Source organism: Gracilimonas sp., from assembly GCF_040218225.1.
In the GTDB taxonomy this organism is placed as follows: domain Bacteria; phylum Bacteroidota; class Rhodothermia; order Balneolales; family Balneolaceae; genus Gracilimonas.
In genome coordinates, this window is sequence record NZ_JAVJQO010000008.1 from 36,626 (window position 1) to 54,350 (window position 17,725).

The 17,725-nt window shown below is 43.7% G+C and carries 15 protein-coding genes; 7 read left to right on the plus strand and 8 right to left on the minus strand.

Annotated features, from left to right (window positions below; genetic code table 11):
• Positions 1 to 2: 2 nt before the first annotated feature.
• Together RIB15_RS11505 and RIB15_RS11510 are read left to right on the plus strand one after the other, a co-directional pair.
• Positions 3 to 1,508, plus strand: a complete 1,506-nt coding sequence (locus RIB15_RS11505; protein ID WP_350202305.1) for a DUF5723 family protein — start codon at positions 3 to 5, stop codon at positions 1,506 to 1,508.
• 65 nt (positions 1,509 to 1,573) lie between these two features.
• Positions 1,574 to 1,906, plus strand: coding sequence for a hypothetical protein (locus RIB15_RS11510; RefSeq protein ID WP_350202306.1), 333 nt, complete (start codon positions 1,574 to 1,576; stop codon positions 1,904 to 1,906).
• Here the strand turns inward: RIB15_RS11510 and RIB15_RS11515 are convergent.
• The 6 genes from RIB15_RS11515 to RIB15_RS11540 form a co-directional block, all read right to left on the minus strand.
• Entirely contained in the window at positions 1,889 to 2,974 is a 1,086-nt protein-coding gene (locus RIB15_RS11515) for an NAD(P)/FAD-dependent oxidoreductase (protein ID WP_350202307.1), read from the minus strand. The genes RIB15_RS11510 and RIB15_RS11515 overlap by 18 nt on opposite strands.
• 3 nt (positions 2,975 to 2,977) lie before the next feature.
• Positions 2,978 to 3,586, minus strand: coding sequence for a bifunctional nicotinamidase/pyrazinamidase (pncA, locus tag RIB15_RS11520; RefSeq protein ID WP_350202308.1), 609 nt, complete (start codon positions 3,584 to 3,586; stop codon positions 2,978 to 2,980).
• A gap of 4 nt (positions 3,587 to 3,590) precedes the next feature.
• Entirely contained in the window at positions 3,591 to 4,988 is a 1,398-nt protein-coding gene (locus RIB15_RS11525; protein WP_350202309.1) for a nicotinate phosphoribosyltransferase, read from the minus strand.
• 65 nt (positions 4,989 to 5,053) lie between these two features.
• Positions 5,054 to 5,659, minus strand: coding sequence for a penicillin-binding protein activator LpoB (gene lpoB / locus RIB15_RS11530; protein ID WP_350202310.1), 606 nt, complete (start codon positions 5,657 to 5,659; stop codon positions 5,054 to 5,056).
• A 12-nt stretch (positions 5,660 to 5,671) separates the two neighbouring features.
• Entirely contained in the window at positions 5,672 to 6,712 is a 1,041-nt protein-coding gene (locus tag RIB15_RS11535) for an LPP20 family lipoprotein (protein ID WP_350202311.1), read from the minus strand.
• A gap of 23 nt (positions 6,713 to 6,735) precedes the next feature.
• Positions 6,736 to 8,040 (minus strand): COG3014 family protein, encoded by a 1,305-nt coding sequence (locus RIB15_RS11540; RefSeq protein ID WP_350202312.1) that lies wholly within the window; start codon positions 8,038 to 8,040, stop codon positions 6,736 to 6,738.
• A gap of 200 nt (positions 8,041 to 8,240) precedes the next feature.
• Between RIB15_RS11540 and RIB15_RS11545 the strand changes: the two genes are divergently transcribed.
• From RIB15_RS11545 to RIB15_RS11565, 5 genes are all read left to right on the plus strand, one after another.
• A complete protein-coding gene (locus RIB15_RS11545) occupies positions 8,241 to 9,863 on the plus strand; it encodes an Ig-like domain-containing domain (protein ID WP_350202313.1) in 1,623 nt (540 codons plus the stop codon).
• Positions 9,864 to 9,867: 4 nt separating this feature from the next.
• Positions 9,868 to 10,767 carry a mechanosensitive ion channel family protein gene (locus RIB15_RS11550; protein WP_350202314.1) on the plus strand — a complete coding sequence of 300 codons (900 nt, stop codon included), beginning with the start codon at positions 9,868 to 9,870 and terminating at the stop codon, positions 10,765 to 10,767.
• Between the two features lie 89 nt (positions 10,768 to 10,856).
• Complete coding sequence (locus RIB15_RS11555; protein WP_350202315.1) at positions 10,857 to 14,330, plus strand: methylmalonyl-CoA mutase family protein; 3,474 nt, start codon at positions 10,857 to 10,859, stop codon at positions 14,328 to 14,330.
• 212 nt (positions 14,331 to 14,542) lie between these two features.
• Complete coding sequence (locus tag RIB15_RS11560) at positions 14,543 to 15,754, plus strand: TlpA family protein disulfide reductase (RefSeq protein WP_350202316.1); 1,212 nt, start codon at positions 14,543 to 14,545, stop codon at positions 15,752 to 15,754.
• A gap of 140 nt (positions 15,755 to 15,894) precedes the next feature.
• Positions 15,895 to 16,755, plus strand: a complete 861-nt coding sequence (locus tag RIB15_RS11565; protein ID WP_350202317.1) for a hypothetical protein — start codon at positions 15,895 to 15,897, stop codon at positions 16,753 to 16,755.
• A 7-nt stretch (positions 16,756 to 16,762) separates the two neighbouring features.
• Here RIB15_RS11565 and RIB15_RS11570 read toward each other — a convergent pair whose 3' ends face one another.
• Positions 16,763 to 17,086 (minus strand): TfoX/Sxy family protein, encoded by a 324-nt coding sequence (locus RIB15_RS11570; protein ID WP_350202318.1) that lies wholly within the window; start codon positions 17,084 to 17,086, stop codon positions 16,763 to 16,765.
• Positions 17,087 to 17,122: 36 nt separating this feature from the next.
• Positions 17,123 to 17,695 (minus strand): hypothetical protein, encoded by a 573-nt coding sequence (locus RIB15_RS11575; RefSeq protein ID WP_350202319.1) that lies wholly within the window; start codon positions 17,693 to 17,695, stop codon positions 17,123 to 17,125.
• Positions 17,696 to 17,725: the final 30 nt, after the last annotated feature.

Genomic DNA, 17,725 nt, shown 5'->3' on the forward strand with positions numbered 1-17,725 from the left:
TTATGAAAAAAGGTTTATTCTTAACATTAGTTATTGGTTTCGCGACTACGTCATTGTTTGCACAATCAAGGCACTACACTTCCCAATCCCTTGCAATGGGAAGTGGGGGTACTGCCTATGTGGATGGATATCATGCCAACTTTGTGAATCCTGCGAACCTGATGCTGGATATTCACCGCAATAACACTCAGATAGGTCTGATAAATATTGGGGTGAAGGCTGGCGGAAGCCTGGCTAACGTTGCCGTTTACAATAAGTACCTGACAACGGGAGAATTAATAGCCGGGGATACCCGAACCAATATGCTGAACGCTTGGTTTGGTGAAAGTTCTTCCAACGAACGCGAGCTTTCTGCTACATTCAGCATGGCACCGCTTGGAGTTTCTCATCGTGCGGCTAAACAAGCCTTTAGTGTTGCTTCAAGAGTTCGGGTTACCGAAGACTTTGCGATTAACAAGGGAATGGCTGAACTCATGACCTATGGCCTGGATTCTGACAAGTTTTCTACACCAACACCGGTTAACTTCAGTTCCAATACCGTAGCTTTTGCGGAAGTATCCGTAGGTTATGCACGGGAGCTGGACTTTATTAATATCCCGGATCTGTTTTTTGCCAAAGACATTAAATTGTATGTGGGAGCAGCTCCGAAATATTTGTATGGTGTTTATACTGCGGATCTTGATTTCAACTCTACTCTGCAGATAGATGACGGTTCAAATGGTTCAAATTTTACCATTAACCATGATTTCAATTACAGCCTGCAAACCATTGGTGAGCTTTCCCGTCAGCTTCAGGCATACGAAGCTGCCTACAATCAGGATAACAATGCTGAATTTGGAGATTATGTAGAGTTTGGAGATGCTACCGACGATCTGAGTTCCCCACAAGCAACAGGCTTTGGCCTGGATATTGGTGGTACACTGGAAATGGATATTTCTTCCGTTCCGATTCCTCTTTTTGTCAGAAAACAAAAGACATTGCGTATTTCAATGTCGATTACTGACATGGGTAAACTGACCTATGACAAAGATCCTTCAAGTATTTATGCTGATGGTTCCTTTAGTTATCAGGGAGCGGGCGATGAAGATGAGTTTTCGAACTTTTTCGATAATCTCTCCGACAGTCTCCAGAATGATGTATATGGTCAGTTCAATTCTGAGCAGACGGATGGTATAACCTACAATCTTCCATCTATGTATAATTTCGGAGCTTCTCTGGAGATGGGTAAACTTCTTCTGGCTTTGGACTATGGAATCGGATTCAACAAAAACGGCCTGAACTCAGACCGAAGTGTACTTAGCCTTGGTGCTCAGTACCGACTGTTTGGTTTTGTGCCTATCCGTGTTGGAACCCGTGTTGGAGGATATTCTTCAGCTTCTTACTCAGCCGGTATAGGACTAGACTTCAACTTCCTGGAGTTTACTGTTGGAGCATCCAATGTGGGTAACTCTGAGAACTTTGGGTCTTCTGCTGGTGTAGCCTGGAGTGGAATCCTGCTTCGATTCTGATTTTAATAATAAACTGAATTAAATTTTTAGCAAGCTCGTTTTAGGTGCCGAATCAAATAGGCACTATGACGAGCTTTGCTATTTATGAGATTTTAGGTTTTATCCTGGCGCTGCCATTAAGCTACACAATGGCATGGTTTGCCCGGAAGTACTCCCGGGACACATATAAGGATGAACTTGAACGACTTTTTTCTGCCATGTGGAGTGGAAGGGAAGAAGATGAGCTCAATGCCTGGTTGCGGGTTAAGCAAATATTTATGGATAAAAAAGCTCCGAAAAAAATGAAGTACATCCATAAGAAGATTGAAGAGCTGAATAAACAAAATCTGTACAGCAAATCAATGGTAGATGACAAAGGCAGAATTGAAGAGCAAAAACAATCAAAGCCGGTTCACTGATACTTCTTTTGGAATAGCAGAACCGCGAATAATATAGTCTGTTAATGACTTTCCGAGGTAAACGCTATACAGCAATCCCTTGGAACCCAACCCGGTGAAAACAAACATATTTTCTATCTCAGGATGAGAACCCAGGACAGGCTTTTTATTTGGCATTGAAGCCCGCACACCAGCCCACTGGTCTACAAGTTTGGCTTCCTTAAATAAAGAGGGATAGACACCCCCCAGCCGGTCTGTAAGGTATTCCAGCCCTTCAATGTCCGGTTCAATATCATCGAAATGGTGCTCGTATGTACTTCCGGCTACAAAGCGGTGATCAGATATGGAGGCGATATACCCAAGTGCAGAAATGGAGTAGTCAAACTTTCGTGTTTTGGGAGATTCAAAAACAGCAACCTGTCCTTTTATAGCATGAAGGGGAAGAAAATTCCAATACTCAGAATCCGCAGTATATGAGCCGGCTGCGAAAACAACCGAGTTGGTTTCTATGGTTCCATGATCGCTGAAATTAAGTCTAAAACCAGTCCCTTTTTCATGGATGCTATAGTCAGCATTGATTCGTATTTCTAAGCCTTGCTTGTTAAGGAAGTCAGCTTTCGATTTCAGATATGTTGGAACGTTAACAGTTAGTCCATGCGGTAGCCACATTCCACCTTCAACACAATGTAATTCCGGGTTGATGTCATGAACTTCTTTTTTATCCAGCCAATGGCACCAGTCTTCAGGCCAGTCATTTTTTTCATAGTTATCATGCATTCGCTCGGCCATTTTTTCATCCTGAGCGGGGCGAAGAATACCTGTTTTATCGAAAAGCCGGACTGGAGTGTGTTCTTGTATTTCTTTTAGGTCTTCATAAACAGCCTGATGACATTTTTCAGCTCGCCAGCTTTTGGTGCCCCAACGACCGGTAGCCGGGTTAACGAGGCCAAGGGGTGTTCCGGAAGCTCCTGAGGCAATTTCACTGGTATCAATCAGGCAAACCGAGGCTCCGCTGTCAATTAAATGTTTAGAGATAGATAATCCGGCTAGTCCGGCTCCGAGTACACAAAAATCAAATGTTTTACTCACGGGCTAAATATCTTTTGAATAGGTTAAATTTACTCCGGCGTCTTTCATTTCCTGCATGGCTTTATCAACGGAACCGTTAAGGTCAATTCCGCGAACAGCATCTTCTACCAGATTAATTTTATAGCCAAGTTTGAGTCCGTCAAGAACGGTCCATTTTACGCAGAAGTCGGTAGCTAAACCTACCACAAATAATTCATCTACACCACGCTCCTGCAGAAACCCATGTAAACCGGTAACAGTTTCGTTATCATTTTCAAAAAAGGCAGAGTAGGAGTCAATGTGTTTTCGGAATCCTTTTCGTACGACTACCTGCGAAGCATTGGTCTCCAAATCAGGGTGAAAGGCTGCGCCTTCAGATCCCTGCACACAATGATCCGGCCATAGCACCTGCTCACCATAATCTAGTTCGATGGTTTCGTAGGGCTCTTTGCCTTCGTGATTGGATGCAAAGGATAGATGATCCTGAGGATGCCAGTCCTGCGTTTGAACAATGCAGTCAAATTCCGATAACAAATTATTGGTTGGCTGAATGATTTCATCCCCACCTGGAACTGCAAGGGCTCCGCCGGGGCAGAAATCATTTTGTATATCAACCATCACTAAAGCTCTCATCGTATTAACTATTTTGAACCAGTTGATCTTTCAGTTCGCGTAACTTCTTGCTCACGCCCACTTTGTACACATGGGGATTATCAAAGCGTTTATGCTCTTGGTTTAGTTTCAATAATCTTTTTTGAGCATATTTTGAACTTTCTTCAGGGGTTGGCAGTGAGATGATGATTTTGCCTGAATCGACTACTTTATTCAAAAGGGGTTCGGACTTTAGCTGAGAAACCGGGGTGGATTTATGGATTACATGCGGATGGTAAATCATATCCTGATCTTCTTCATCTTCCAGCAAGACTCCATCACAGTTAAAGCTGCCATCTTCATTAAGGTAGCGCACGACTTTTTTGATATCGGGGAGGGTGATTTTTTCTACGTTCTCTGAGATTTTAAGGGTAGGGTTATTGTTGATCGAGCTGAGTTTGTATACACCATCAAGGGCAGGGTGATCATAAGCTGTAACTAACTTGGTTCCAACTCCAAACAGGTCAATTGGTGCTCCCTGATCCAGCAAGCTTTTGATTACATGCTCGTCCAGCTGATTGGAAGCAGCAATTTGAACGTAGTCCAGTCCTGCCTCGTCCAGCATTTTCCGGCTTTCCCGGGCTAGATAAGCCAAATCACCACTATCGAGACGAATGGCTAATAGCTGATGGCCCTGTTCTTCGATTTCTTTAGCCACTTTAATGGCGTTAGGAACACCGCTCTTTAACGTATCGTAGGTGTCAACCAACAGGATGGAAGCGTCGGGGTAATGCTCGGCATAAGTTCTGAATGCGAGAAGCTCATCTTCAAAAGATTGAATCCAGGAATGAGCCATCGTGCCACTCACCTTGATATCATACATCTTGCCTGCCATCACATTTGATGAACCTTCAACACCACCTATAACAGCTGCTTTGGAGGCTTGCAATCCACCCAAGCCCTGAGATCTGCGTAACCCAAAATCCAGAACGGATTTATCTCCGGCGGCAAGTTTAATTCGTGATGCTTTTGTGGCAATAAGAGATTCAAAATTGAGGGTGTTTAGCAGCACCGTTTCCAAAATCTGTGTTTCAAGAATATTGCCTTCAACCCGTAGTACCGGTTCGTTTGCAAAAACAATTTCACCTTCTTTTACCGACCAGATATTACCCTGAAACCTGAAATCTTCTAAATAGCTTAGAAATTCTTTCTTAAATCCCTGCTTTTCCAGATAAGCTAATTCATCCTCATGAAATTGAAAATCATTGACGATTTCCAGCAGGTCCGATAAGCCAGCAAAAACTACATATCCGCCTTTAAAGGGGAGCTTGCGGAAGAAGTAATCAAAGTTGGCGGGCTGTTCGTGACGGCCAGACAAAAAATAGCCCTGAGCCATCGTGAGTTCATAGAAGTCGGTATAAAGTGTAGGTTTATCTAAGAGCATAGCTTACTTAAAATAAAAAGGCCTTCTGTAGTACAGAAAGCCTTAGCAAATCAAAACGTTCGATATTATCCGCGTAGTTTACGGCGTTCGATAAGCTTCTTAATTTTCTTGTTACCAATCCAGACTTTACGATTGGTTTCCACATCAATAAGCTCAAGATTCACAGAATAAAAGATAGCTGCGTCTTTTCCACTCAATGATTCATCCATTATAGAACTGATGTTACCGATTAGCATAAAGTCTGCACCAAGTTCCTGGGCCAGTGCCTTGGTCGATTCGTAGGAGGCAAAGCTTTGCTGATCCTGGCGTTCTTGCCGAATCTGCTGGCGCTCATCCTGGCTTGCCACAACCTGAACCTTTCCACTATTTACAAACGCGCGCTCCATTTCTTTAGTAATAACTTCTGTATCAATATGCTCCATTGTTTCATTCCGAACATTACCTACAATAGTAACAGGAGGTTCGCTATGGTTTTGGTTGAAGTTAGACAACCATGGCTTTGAAACGGCGTCGCTGATCATGTCTTCAGCTACCAGTCGGGCATCCGTATCATTCCAGCGTCCCGAAAGGTCGGTTTGGGTGTCAGCAGCTACACGGCTTACCTGCTGGGAAGGCCCACAGCCAGTGATAATCAATGAGCATATAAAAAGGGAGAGTGTAAGATATTTCATAGTTCTGGAGGGTTAGTTGATTTGCAAAAGTTCGTTATTTAGAAAGGTATTAAAATCTTTTTCGATTTTTGAGCGTGCAGTAAAATCGGCTCTCTTCAATGCATCGGCATAGGAGGGGGCTCCATCACGGCCTTCGGTCATATAGGTTTTAAAAGAACGGTTTGTTTGCAGGTCATTAACCTCAATAATCAATTCCCACTTCACAAACTCAGCATCGTCGCGGTTTAAATCGGCTTTCTGAGTAAGGTAATTTACATTCACGGCAAGAATCGCATTTCCCTTGCTTTCGGAAAGAGTGAACCCGGCATTTTGGAGAACACTGGCCACCGCAGCTCTAACGGTTGAAGTGGCATTTTCTGATGCCAACCTGACAATTGCTTTTTGCTGGGCTGTTCTGAATTTTTCCTGCAAGCGAGCCAGCGTTTCCGTGGCTTCACCACCCGTTCCGGCTCCGCCTCGTATAATGTTGAGTTGGCGTGTTAAGATCTCGTTAGCAGCAGCTATGGCCTGGGCTTTCTTCAAAAGAACGAGTTTCTGGAGGATGTTTTCTTCACCCGCTGCATTCTGTTCAAATTCATTAATCTTAATGTTGTTATTTGAAATTTCCTGGCTGTAAATGCGGGATGATTCAGCGCGGTCCATGCCCGCGAGGGCGTGGTAAGTTCCAAAATTATCCACTTTGGAAGCCAGAATGGTGGTATTCATCAACTCCTGGTTTGTTCCAATCTTGATATTATTTAAAAGTTGAGAAGTGCTCTCAGAGTAGATCTGGTTATTGATGTTTCGGTCTATAAATTCAGAAGTAACTTGTTCGGTTGCATCAATATCCATCTGGAAAATTTGCGAAAGGCTGGCAAAGGCATCACCTCTTGCTTCGTTAAGCGTACTTCCGCTTCCTGCTGCCATTAGGTATTTTTGTTCGTTAAACTCACTAGCTGGATTGTTTGCCCAGCTTGGAATGCCATTGCTTCCCGAAGATGCATTCTGGGATGAACCACATCCATGCAAAAGAAGGGCGGCAATGGCGCAAAGCACTATCAATTGTTTGTTCATAACGATCACTTAGAGATTCCGTATTAATTCCAGTAAATAGATTCGACTAATTTCAGATTATCATTTTCCAGCATGGTAATGGTGCGGTTCTGGGTATGAATGAGTTGCCCCGACCGGCCGTAATATTGTACCTGAATTTGATGTTCCCCCGGCCGCAGATTCAGTACCGTTGCGTAAGCTTTCCCAGGCATGGTCTGCCAGCTTCTTAAATCGGCTTTTTCAGTTGTTTCCTGTGCAATCTTGCCTAGAATATTCACAAAACTGCCCAGCGTTTCATTTTCCTTTTTGGCTTCCTTTTTCATCTTCGCAGCTGCTGCAGCTTTTAAAAAGGTTCGCACAAAAGTCCGGGCATATATTATAGGTTCCTTCACTTTATAAACTTCTTTAGCAACCTGGTCCATTTCTTCAATCAGGGCAAGTTGTACCGTTTCTTCATTAGCAAACTTAACCTTCACAGAGCTAACCTGAGAGTTGAACGTTTTCAGGCTTGGAAGAGAGAACTTTAGATATGTATCGGTTTCATCCAGGTAAAGCCGGATATCATTTTGCTCTTTAACGGGTGCCCGTCCAGCAAAAGCCTGAACCAAAACATTGTAACGCTCAGGTTCAGTGATTTCGCGCAGTTTACTTTGATTTGGCCCGTTGCCATACACAGAAGGTTGCTCCCGATACGCTTGTAGTAAATTCTCGAATTCGATTCGGGCATCATCCGGCTTATTGGTTTTTGCAAACAGGATGGTAGAGAGATACCGACCCAAAGCACTGTTCTGAACATTCGTCTTGCCCGTTTTCCACTTGTCTTCATTGGTGCTTGTGGTGTCCGCTTTGGATAATGATTCTACCAGGCCATTGTACTTTTGGTCGAGCCGTTCAAGTTTATAGGTAACACGCCGTACCTCAACGAGAGCGCTTTCCAGTTCATTAAGATGAATGTAATTCAGGCACTTGAAGATGTTTAGATATATGTCCTCGTAATCTTCACCGTCGTAGGCCAGGGTGTTGTCATTCACGACAAACGATTTTATAGCCCGGCTTACACTTTTTGAAAAGAGCGCATCAATTTCGTTCTCGGCTTCTGTGAAATGATAACTGCTCTGCTCATAGTTATCAGCAAAGTGGTTCACCATTCCGTGCTCAAGATGAAGTAATACACGTTCTTTATTCTGGTAGACTTCGTTTTTATCCAGCTTTTCGATGAGTTGCACGGTAGAAGCATAGTCGCCGGAGGCAAAGGAAGTACGCAGCTGGGTTTGAGCAGAATCCAGCTTGTAGGCAGCACATCCACCAATCAAAAAAATTAAAGCAACTAACCCCGGTAACCGTTTCATAAGCTATAAACTTTCAATATTTGCTTTACTTGTCAACCAGCTGATTCACAAATATATCAGACTGAATAGATATGGATTTTTTTAGCTCTTTCCCAATCATTCCCTATTTTTTGTCCTAATTTTATTCTGTTTCAAAGATATCAATGCGGTGTAAATTGAGTATATTCTCGATGAAATTTTAACGGTTTGACTATTTTCATTTGACCTCACGATTAAAAATTCAGATAGCTGTTCTCTGTGTATTTGCCGGAGTTGCACTTTCGTGCGCTACTCCTATGGCTCCAACCGGCGGTCCTCCCGATAAAGATGGCCCAAAGGTGGAATACACATTTCCGGAATCCGGGACTACAAATTTTAATGAACGGGCATTTGTATTTCAATTCGACGAATTCATAGGCCGTTCCTCGGTTCAAAGAGCAATTACAGTAGAACCTGATCTGGGGATAGATTACGACATTTCCTGGCGCCGCAAGACAATGACCATCGAGTTTGCCGAGCCTTTTCCGGATTCTACAACCATTATTTTAAAACTGGGTACCGAGCTTTCTGATACCCGTGGAAATAAGATGGAACGCCCCGTTACACTTGCGATATCAACAGGTGATGAAATTGACGAAGGTGAAATTATGGGGCGAATCCGGATGGCCAAAGACGGTACCGGGGCAGGAGATCAGCGAATTCTTCTCTACAGGCACCCTTTTGATTTAAGCAGAAAAGCCAATTATGAAGCCCAAACGGATACGGGAGGAGTATTCAGATTCACCTATCTCGCCGAGGGCAGATATAAAGCTATGCTCGTTGATGACCGGAACCGGAATAAAATTTGGGATCGGGGAAATGAGTCAGCTTATCCCTTTTTTGATGAAACCATTACCCTGGAAAAAGAGGGTAAAGATACACTGGATGTAATTTATACTACTCAGGTAGATTCCATTGCTCCAAATTTACAGGGCATAGGATTATTCTCCACCAATCGGATGCGTCTCCGGTTCAGTGAGAACATTGTTATTCAAAAAGAAGCCGGGTTAACGGTACAAGATTCATCGGGGGAGAACTATACTTCCGCATATCCACTATATATTTCACCTAAAGAACCATTTGTTGCTTTTGCGCAAAGTGAACAGCCTTTATTGGAAAACGAAGAATATACCCTGCGGTTATCAGGGTTTACAGATGAGGCGGGGAATCCACTTAAAACGGAAGAAATGTCGTTTACAGGAACCTCGCAGGAAGACACTACTCAACAGCGCATAATTTCTGCTAATGGAAAGAACGGTTTGCTTCAGGATGAAATATTCAGAGTAACCTACGCCGCTCCAATCACCGAGCCGGAGATAACAGATTCTCTGGTTGTGATCGAGGGGCAGGTAGATTTTGAAGAATGGCCTGAGGTTCAAACTAACAGAAACGAATTAAGTGTGGCACCTCAGGGTGAATGGATTGAAGGTGTTGACTACCAATTTCTGGTCTGGAATCCTAAAAGCCAGAGAAGAAAGTTGTACGAGCCTGAAGTTTGGGATTCGACTGAGTATGGGGAAATTGAAATCAACCTTCAGAATGTGGATTCAACCGATATCCATTATGTGCAATTACTTTCCCCAGGAGGAGAAGAGCGAGTTTTTACTCAATTCGGCCAATCTGCTATCATTTCAGATTTGCCCCCGCTTTCATATACCCTTATCCTATTCAGAGATAAGAATGGCGATAAAAAGTGGGATCGGGGAACCGTTATTCCGTTTAATGCGCCCGAACACTACTATGTACAAAAGAATTTGAAAGTTCAGGAAGGATTTACTTCTGAAGTAAATATCACATTCGACTAAACACATGAAAGAACTGCTTTCAACCTACATTGACGAAATCTGGCACCTCCCGATATTAATCGGAGTAATCATCCTGTTCACGATTATTATTGCCTGGGTTACATCCAGAGTGCTGAATGCCATTATCAAGCGAAACCGCGAAGCAGAAGATAATGAAGATGTAACCAGCCTTGTTTTCTTTAAGCGTTCCATTGTCGTACTTATTTATCTGGCAGGTATCAGTTTTGCCATATATATGATTCCGCAGCTTCGGGTTATAGCAGCGTCTCTGCTTGCTGGTGCTGGTTTACTGGCTGTAGCGGTAGGTTTTGCTTCTCAGGCAGCTCTTTCGAATGTAATCAGCGGTTTATTCATCGTTCTTTTTAAACCATATAAAATTTCTGACCGTATTCAGGTTCGAATGGATTTAACGGGGGTAGTAGAAGATATTAACCTTCGCCACACCGTGATCCGTAATTTTGAAAACAAGCGTATTATCATTCCCAATTCGGTGATCAGCAATGAGGTGGTCATTAATTCCAACTACGAGGATAACAAAATCTGTAAGTGGATTGATATGGGTATCAGTTATGACTCTGACGTTGATCTTGCCAAGAAAATTATGAAAGAAGAGGTGCTCAAGCATCCTAACTTTGTGGATGTCCGAACTGAAGAGCAAATTGAAGCGGGTGATGACATTGTTCCGGTACGTGTCATCATGATGGGTGAATCGTCGGTGAATTTAAGAGCCTGGAGCTGGGCCGAAAACCCTCCTGACGCATTCATAATGGGGTGTGATCTCCTCGAAAGCATTAAAAAACGATTTGACGCAGAAGGAATTGAAATTCCATTCCCATATCGGACGTTGGTATATAAAAATAGTCCTCCAAAAAGCATTGAAAGTGGTGAAAACTCCGCATCTTGAAGAAGATGTAATATTCGATCAAGGCACTTAATACTTCTTGTTCAAATCCATATCTTATGGAACCGCTTCCAACATCAAGAAAAAAGATTATGTCGGTAAACACGAAAACATCACAAGCTAAAAAAGCTGCTGCAAAATCAGATAAGAATAACAACATTCAGCAGCCCTACCAGGCGAAGCATAAAATTCGCTTTGTGACAGCTGCAAGCCTGTTTGATGGCCATGATGCCAGTATCAACATTATGCGCCGAATTCTGCAAAGCAGCGGAGCTGAGGTCATTCACCTTGGGCATAACCGCTCGGTTCATGAGATAGTGAATTGCGCTATTCAGGAAGACGCACAGGGAATTGCCATTAGCTCTTACCAGGGCGGACATGTAGAGTATTTCAAATATATGATTGAACTGCTGGAAGAACATGGTGCAGGACATATCGAGGTATTTGGTGGAGGTGGCGGAGTAATTGTGGATTCCGAAATAGAAGAACTCCATAAAGCTGGCGTAACCCGCATTTTTTCTGTTGAGGATGGAAGCAAGATGGGACTTCAGGGTATGATCAACTTCATGCTGGAAGAATGTGATTTCGATCCTATCTCTGTAGCAAAACCCGAATTTAAGAAGCTCAAAAAACGAGATACTATAGCACTGGCTCGTTCTCTGACAGCTATTGAAAATGAACACGATGATATTTTAACGCTGAAAGAAGGCAAGCTGCTGGATGGAAAAGGCAAAGAGATTGAGTTAGCAAAGAAAACTATTCCCCTGGTTGGAATTACAGGAACCGGAGGGGCTGGAAAAAGCTCCCTAACCGATGAGCTGGTACGACGTTTTCTCACTGAATTTGAAGATCTGACCATTGGTATCATTTCCGTAGATCCTTCCAAAGTGAAAACAGGCGGAGCTTTATTGGGCGACCGTATCCGAATGAACAGCATTGACACCGACCGGGTGTACATGCGTAGTATGGCTACCCGGGCATCCAATCGCTCTACCAGCAAGGGATTACTAGGAGCTATTGAATTATACAAAGCTGCTGGATTTGACCTGATTATCGTGGGAACATCCGGTATCGGTCAGAGCGGCACCGAGATTGTGGATATCACCGATATCCCGATGTATGTGATGACCAGTGAATATGGGGCTGCCACACAGCTTGAGAAAATCAACATGCTGGATCTGGCTGAATTGGTAGTGCTCAATAAATTTGAGAAGAAAGGATCGCTTGACGCCCTTAGAGACGTGCGCAAGCAAATGATCCGAAATACGGGCTCATGGCATGCCAAGCAGGAAGATATGCCGGTGTACCCAACCATAGCCGCACAGTTTAATGATGAAGGCGTGAATCGCTTGTTTAAGGCTTTGGTGGATAAGATTAATGGGCATTATGACATTGGCTGGGAAACGAAAATTTATACCAATCCCAAGCCAGCTGAAGATATTCAGGCACAGGCGATCATTCCGGGTAAACGGGTTCGGTATTTATCCGAAATCTCAGAAACCGTTCGTGATTACCACGAGTGGGTGGAAGAGCAGGTTGATGCTGCCTCCAAACTGGACCAGGTTTCAGGAACCATTGATCAGCTGGAAAGCTGGAATCCTGATGAAAAACAGGTTATGCAGGATAATCTGGCTAAGATGCGGGAACACTGGCTTTCTAAGCTGGATGTTTTACCCAAGAAAATCCTGGAGGGCTGGAATGAACTGTTTGAGCAATATCAGCAGGAGCATTTTGAAGTTCAGATCCGCGACAAAACCTTCAAAAATAAATTATACCGGGAATCACTGAGTGGATTAAAGATTCCACGTGTGGCCCTTCCGAAAACGAAGAATAAAGGCGAGCAGCTTAAGTTTGCTTTGAAAGAAAACCTTCCTGGCTACTTTCCATATACAGCTGGGGTTTTCCCGTTCAAGCGGGAAGGGGAAGACCCGACCAGAATGTTTGCGGGAGAGGGAACGCCCGAGCGAACCAATAAACGCTTTCACTATGTAAGTGAAGGGATGCCGGCCGCACGACTTTCTACGGCTTTTGATTCGGTGACACTCTATGGTGAAGATCCGGGATATCGACCTGACATTTATGGTAAGATTGGAAATTCCGGAGTTAGTATTTGTACGCTGGACGACATGAAGAAGCTATATTCCGGTTTTGAGCTGACTTCCCCTAAAACTTCCGTTTCAATGACCATTAATGGTCCGGCGCCGATGATTTTGGCCATGTTTATGAATACAGCGATTGATCAGGAAGTGGAACGCTACCTTAAAGAGAATGGAAAGTGGGAAGAAGCGAAAAAGAAAATCAAAGCTTACTTCAAAGAGCGTGGTGTAGAGCAGCCTCAATACATTAATGAAATTCCGGAAGGCAACGATGAGTTTGGTCTTGCTACTTTGGGTATTTCAGGTGATCACTTATTACCAGAGAGTACTTATAATGAAATTAAGGAGAATACGCTGAGTGTAGTACGCGGAACGGTTCAGGCAGATATACTGAAAGAAGATCAGGCCCAGAATACCTGCATCTTCTCAACCGAATTTGCTCTTAAAATGATGGGGGATATTCAAACCTATTTCACCGAGCACAAAGTTCGGAATTATTATTCGGTTTCTATTTCCGGTTACCATATCGCAGAGGCCGGTGCGAACCCAATTACGCAGGCTGCATTTACACTTGCGAACGGATTCACTTTTGTGGAATACTACCTGGCACGCGGACTGGATGTGGATGATTTCGCCCATAATCTGTCGTTCTTCTTCAGTAACGGCTTAGATCCTGAGTATGCGGTGATTGGCCGTGTAGCGCGACGTATTTGGGCTGTAGCTATGAAGAATAAGTATGAAGCCAACGATCGCTCCCAGAAGCTGAAGTATCATATTCAGACCAGTGGTCGTTCACTGCATGCACAGGAGATTCAGTTTAATGATATCCGTACTACTCTGCAGGCATTACTGGCGATATATGATAACTGTAACTCATTGCACACCAATGCATATGATGAGGCTATCACAACGCCGACTGAAGAGTCGGTACGACGGGCCCTGGCTATCCAGATGATCATTAACAAAGAACTGGGAACGGCTAAAAATGAGAACATCAACCAGGGTTCTTATTTCATAGATGAACTGACTGACCTTGTTGAAGAAGCTATTTTGACTGAGTTCGATCGTATCACCGAACGTGGTGGTGTATTGGGTGCAATGGAGAATATGTATCAGCGCGGCAAGATTCAGGATGAATCGCTCTACTATGAGTCTAAGAAACATTCCGGAGAGCTCCCTATTATCGGAGTGAATACCTTCCAGAAAGAAGGCGAAGGAGAAGAGGGGGATAAAGAAATTGATCTGATCCGATCTACGGAAGAGGAGAAGCGTCAGCAGATTGAGAACCTGGAAGCCTTCTGGAAGCGAAATGAAAAAGATGCCGATAAAGCCATCGAACGACTCAAAGAAGTAGCCCGAAACAACGGCAACTTATTTGAGGAACTCATGGAAACCGTGAAGGTTGCTTCGCTGGGCCAGATTTCACATGCCTTATATGAAGTAGGCGGGCAGTACCGACGTAATATGTGACGCAGACATCCCGGACTTGATCCGGATTCTCTGTTACTATTTGGGTTACCCAAAATGGCATATACAGGTGTCACTCTATCAATTGCCCCTCATCTATTAAGGTAAGCAAGCGAAGTCCTTCAGGGCTTCGCGTAACAGCGCTACTATAAAACGGATTTGGTTTCTGTCCGATCATCAATGTCTATTCAACCTGAATTAGCTATATTCTCCCCATGAAAAATATAGCCGGACTATTTCTACTCCTCATTTTCTTCCAGTCATTCATAGCAGCCCAAACTCCAAAAGAGGGAATTTGGAAAGGAACTATCATCTACAGCAACGCCGAAATTCCTTTTCAGTTTGAGGTAGATTACCCTGGAAAATCTGAGTCTCCTATTCTGACCTTTATCAATGGCAAGGACAGAGCATCGCTCCAAGCTTCAGTTCGAAACGACAGTCTGATAATCCCCATGTTTGGGTTTGATATAACCCTCAAAATGAAAATGGGGGAAATCCACATGGAAGGCCGGCTTTATAAGCACTACAGAAATCAAAGTTATTCTTTCAGGGCTGAATATGGACAACCTCGATATGAGATAACCGAGGAGGAGGAACCGCTTGATGTGGGAAAACGCTGGGATATGACGGTTAACTATGGCAGAAGCAGTGAGTATCCTGCGGTCGGACTTTTTAAACAGAATGGAAACCAGGTAACCGGCACGATCATGACGGAAGTCAGTGACTACCGGTTTTTTGAAGGTAAGGTGGAAGGTAACAGTATCGAGATGTCGACTTTTGATGGAGTGCATTCTTTTCTCCTGAAGGGAACTTATGATGCAGATGATGAAACCTGGAACGGTGAACTTGTGCTCGACGATGGCTATTCCCGACCATGGATAGCTACACGGGATGGCACAGCCAGACTCCCCGATCCGTTTGAAATGATTGATTTAACCGATAAGAATATCAAGCCTGATCTGGAAAGTTTGGCTGTACTGGCCGAACAGAAAATCAACCCGGAAGAGTATATAGGCAAGGTGCTTATTGTTCAGCTGATGGGGACATGGTGCTCTAACAGTCAGGATCAAACCCGGTATTTGACCGAGTGGGTGGAGGAACATCCCGACAAAAACGTGGAAATTTTGGCGGTGAATTTCGAGGCTAACTATTCGCCAGAATATGGTTTAAATCGAATTAAAACTTATAAAGAACGGCTGGGCATACCGTATAAAATGATTCTTGGCGGACCACTGTCCAAATCCAAAGCAGCCGAAGCTTTTCCATTTATAGATGAGATTGTGGCATTTCCAACACTGGTGTTTATCGATAAAAAAGGATATGCACGTTATGTACACAGCTATTTCACCGGCCCGGCCACCGGGGAATACTATGAGGAATTTGATCGAAGATTTAATGATATAGTAGAAGAATTAACCCGTTATTAGTTGGCTAAATCATGAAGAACAATTCGTCAATCGTTACTCGCAGTTCTGTATGAAATGTGATAGATCGAGCGACCGATTTTTGATGGACGAATTTTTGGACTCCCGGTACAATCTTACCCAAGCAATTCATACATTCGGCTATGGCATCCCAGAAAGACAAACATAGCAAACGCTTTAAAAACCATCTGCATAATAATGATCCGGAGCAGGAGCCGGAGTTAGATCTTGATTCCCGTGGTGAAGATCCTCAGGAGGAGGATGGGTTTCTGGGCTATGTTCAGCCGGAGTTCAACAAAGAAAAGAAGCGCACCCTCAAAAGAGACGCTATTGTATTGAGTGTTTTCCTGGTCGTTTTCTTTTTCTGGTTAAACGACTGGCGTCCGCTTGAAACACTTGGAATTACCGGAGATTCCGGTCAGGTGACTGAAGTTGTTCAGGGGCAGTCAGGGTTGTCAGGTGGAATCCTGGAATACATGGATGAGGTTAACCAGCTCGATTTCAATGAGACTCCTGATCAAAATCAGATTACAGCTTTATATCAAAACGATGTGCCACTGGACTATATGCAGGATCTCGATCGAATCGGCTTCCTGGAAGAATTGAGCTACTCCGGTGTCATTGGTTTATATGCCAATGGTGTACCCTCCGATTACATCCGTACGCTGGAACGCATCGACTATCTGGATGAGCTGGATTATTCGGGCGTTATTGGGTTATATGCGAATAACGTGCCTGAAGATTACCTCAGGGGATTGAATCGGCTGGATTACCTTGATGAACTCAGCTACTCTGGTATTATTGGTTTGTATGCAAATGGAGTTCCTCTCGATTACATTCAAACCCTCAATCGTATTGATTACCTGGATGAGCTGGACTATTCGGGGATCGTTGGCCTGCATGCCAATGGAGTAACGGAGGACTTTTTGAGAGAACTTAGTCGCCGTGAGATGCTGGATGGCTTGAGTTATTCGGAGATCATCACCCTTTATTTAAATAACTGAGCTGTAGCTATTTTTTCTTTCTTTTCCTGGGTTCAGGCAACTCTTTCAATGTAATTCGAACCAATTCACTCAGCCATTCAGAATCTTCCAGTTTTTCCTCAATCAGGAAGCTATTTTTTGCACCCTCATAGGGAGGGGCTTCAACCACATTCCCGATATACTTTCGGCCAGCCTCGGTAGGTTTAACAAATAACTTGTTATCACAGATCAGCCCGAAGATCTTTTTGTCAGAAAAGATTCCGTATTCTCCGAACATACTTCTTGCAGTGATATCACCGGCATTGGTTATTTGACCAATTACAAAATCAACGAATTCTTTGCTTGTAGCCATAGGCGTGCTTGTTAACTGGTTTAAAAGAAAGAAAATCTACTCAGATTTCATACAGGTTATTTTCCAGGTTGGATAAGCAAAAGTCTCGTTTGTATTAACCCATTCGCCAACCCATTCAAACCCATCTTCACTAATTTCAGAAAAAGTTAATCTGTAGAAGCCTTCGGTGCCACTAGGGGCCGCCTGCTCCCGATAAAGCACAATGTTGCCTGCTTCTGTTTGTGTACCTTCCCAGGAGGGTAATACAGCCGGCAGGGAAGAAGAGCTGTAATAATGGACATACCATTTCAGACTGTCTGCATTAAACTGTCTGATACTTCCTGAATGAGCGCCATCGGCTTTTAGGGTCTCATCCTGAACAGCTTTTCCATTCATGATATATTTGAACGTCCATATCATATCTACCGGTTCATTCCAACTGCCGTCTGCAGCCCTGCTTTCAGAACTGCAGGAGCTTCTGCCAATAAGAGGATCGAAATCTGCTACCTGCTCAGGGGCCTCAGGATTGAGTTGTCCAAATGGATGGTCGGCATTGGGTTCATATTCGTATTGAGCATATATCGGAAAAGTCATGGATGAAATCAGGAAGAGGAAGAGTAGATGTTTCATAATCGGTGATTTGGATTAAGGGTAGCTATC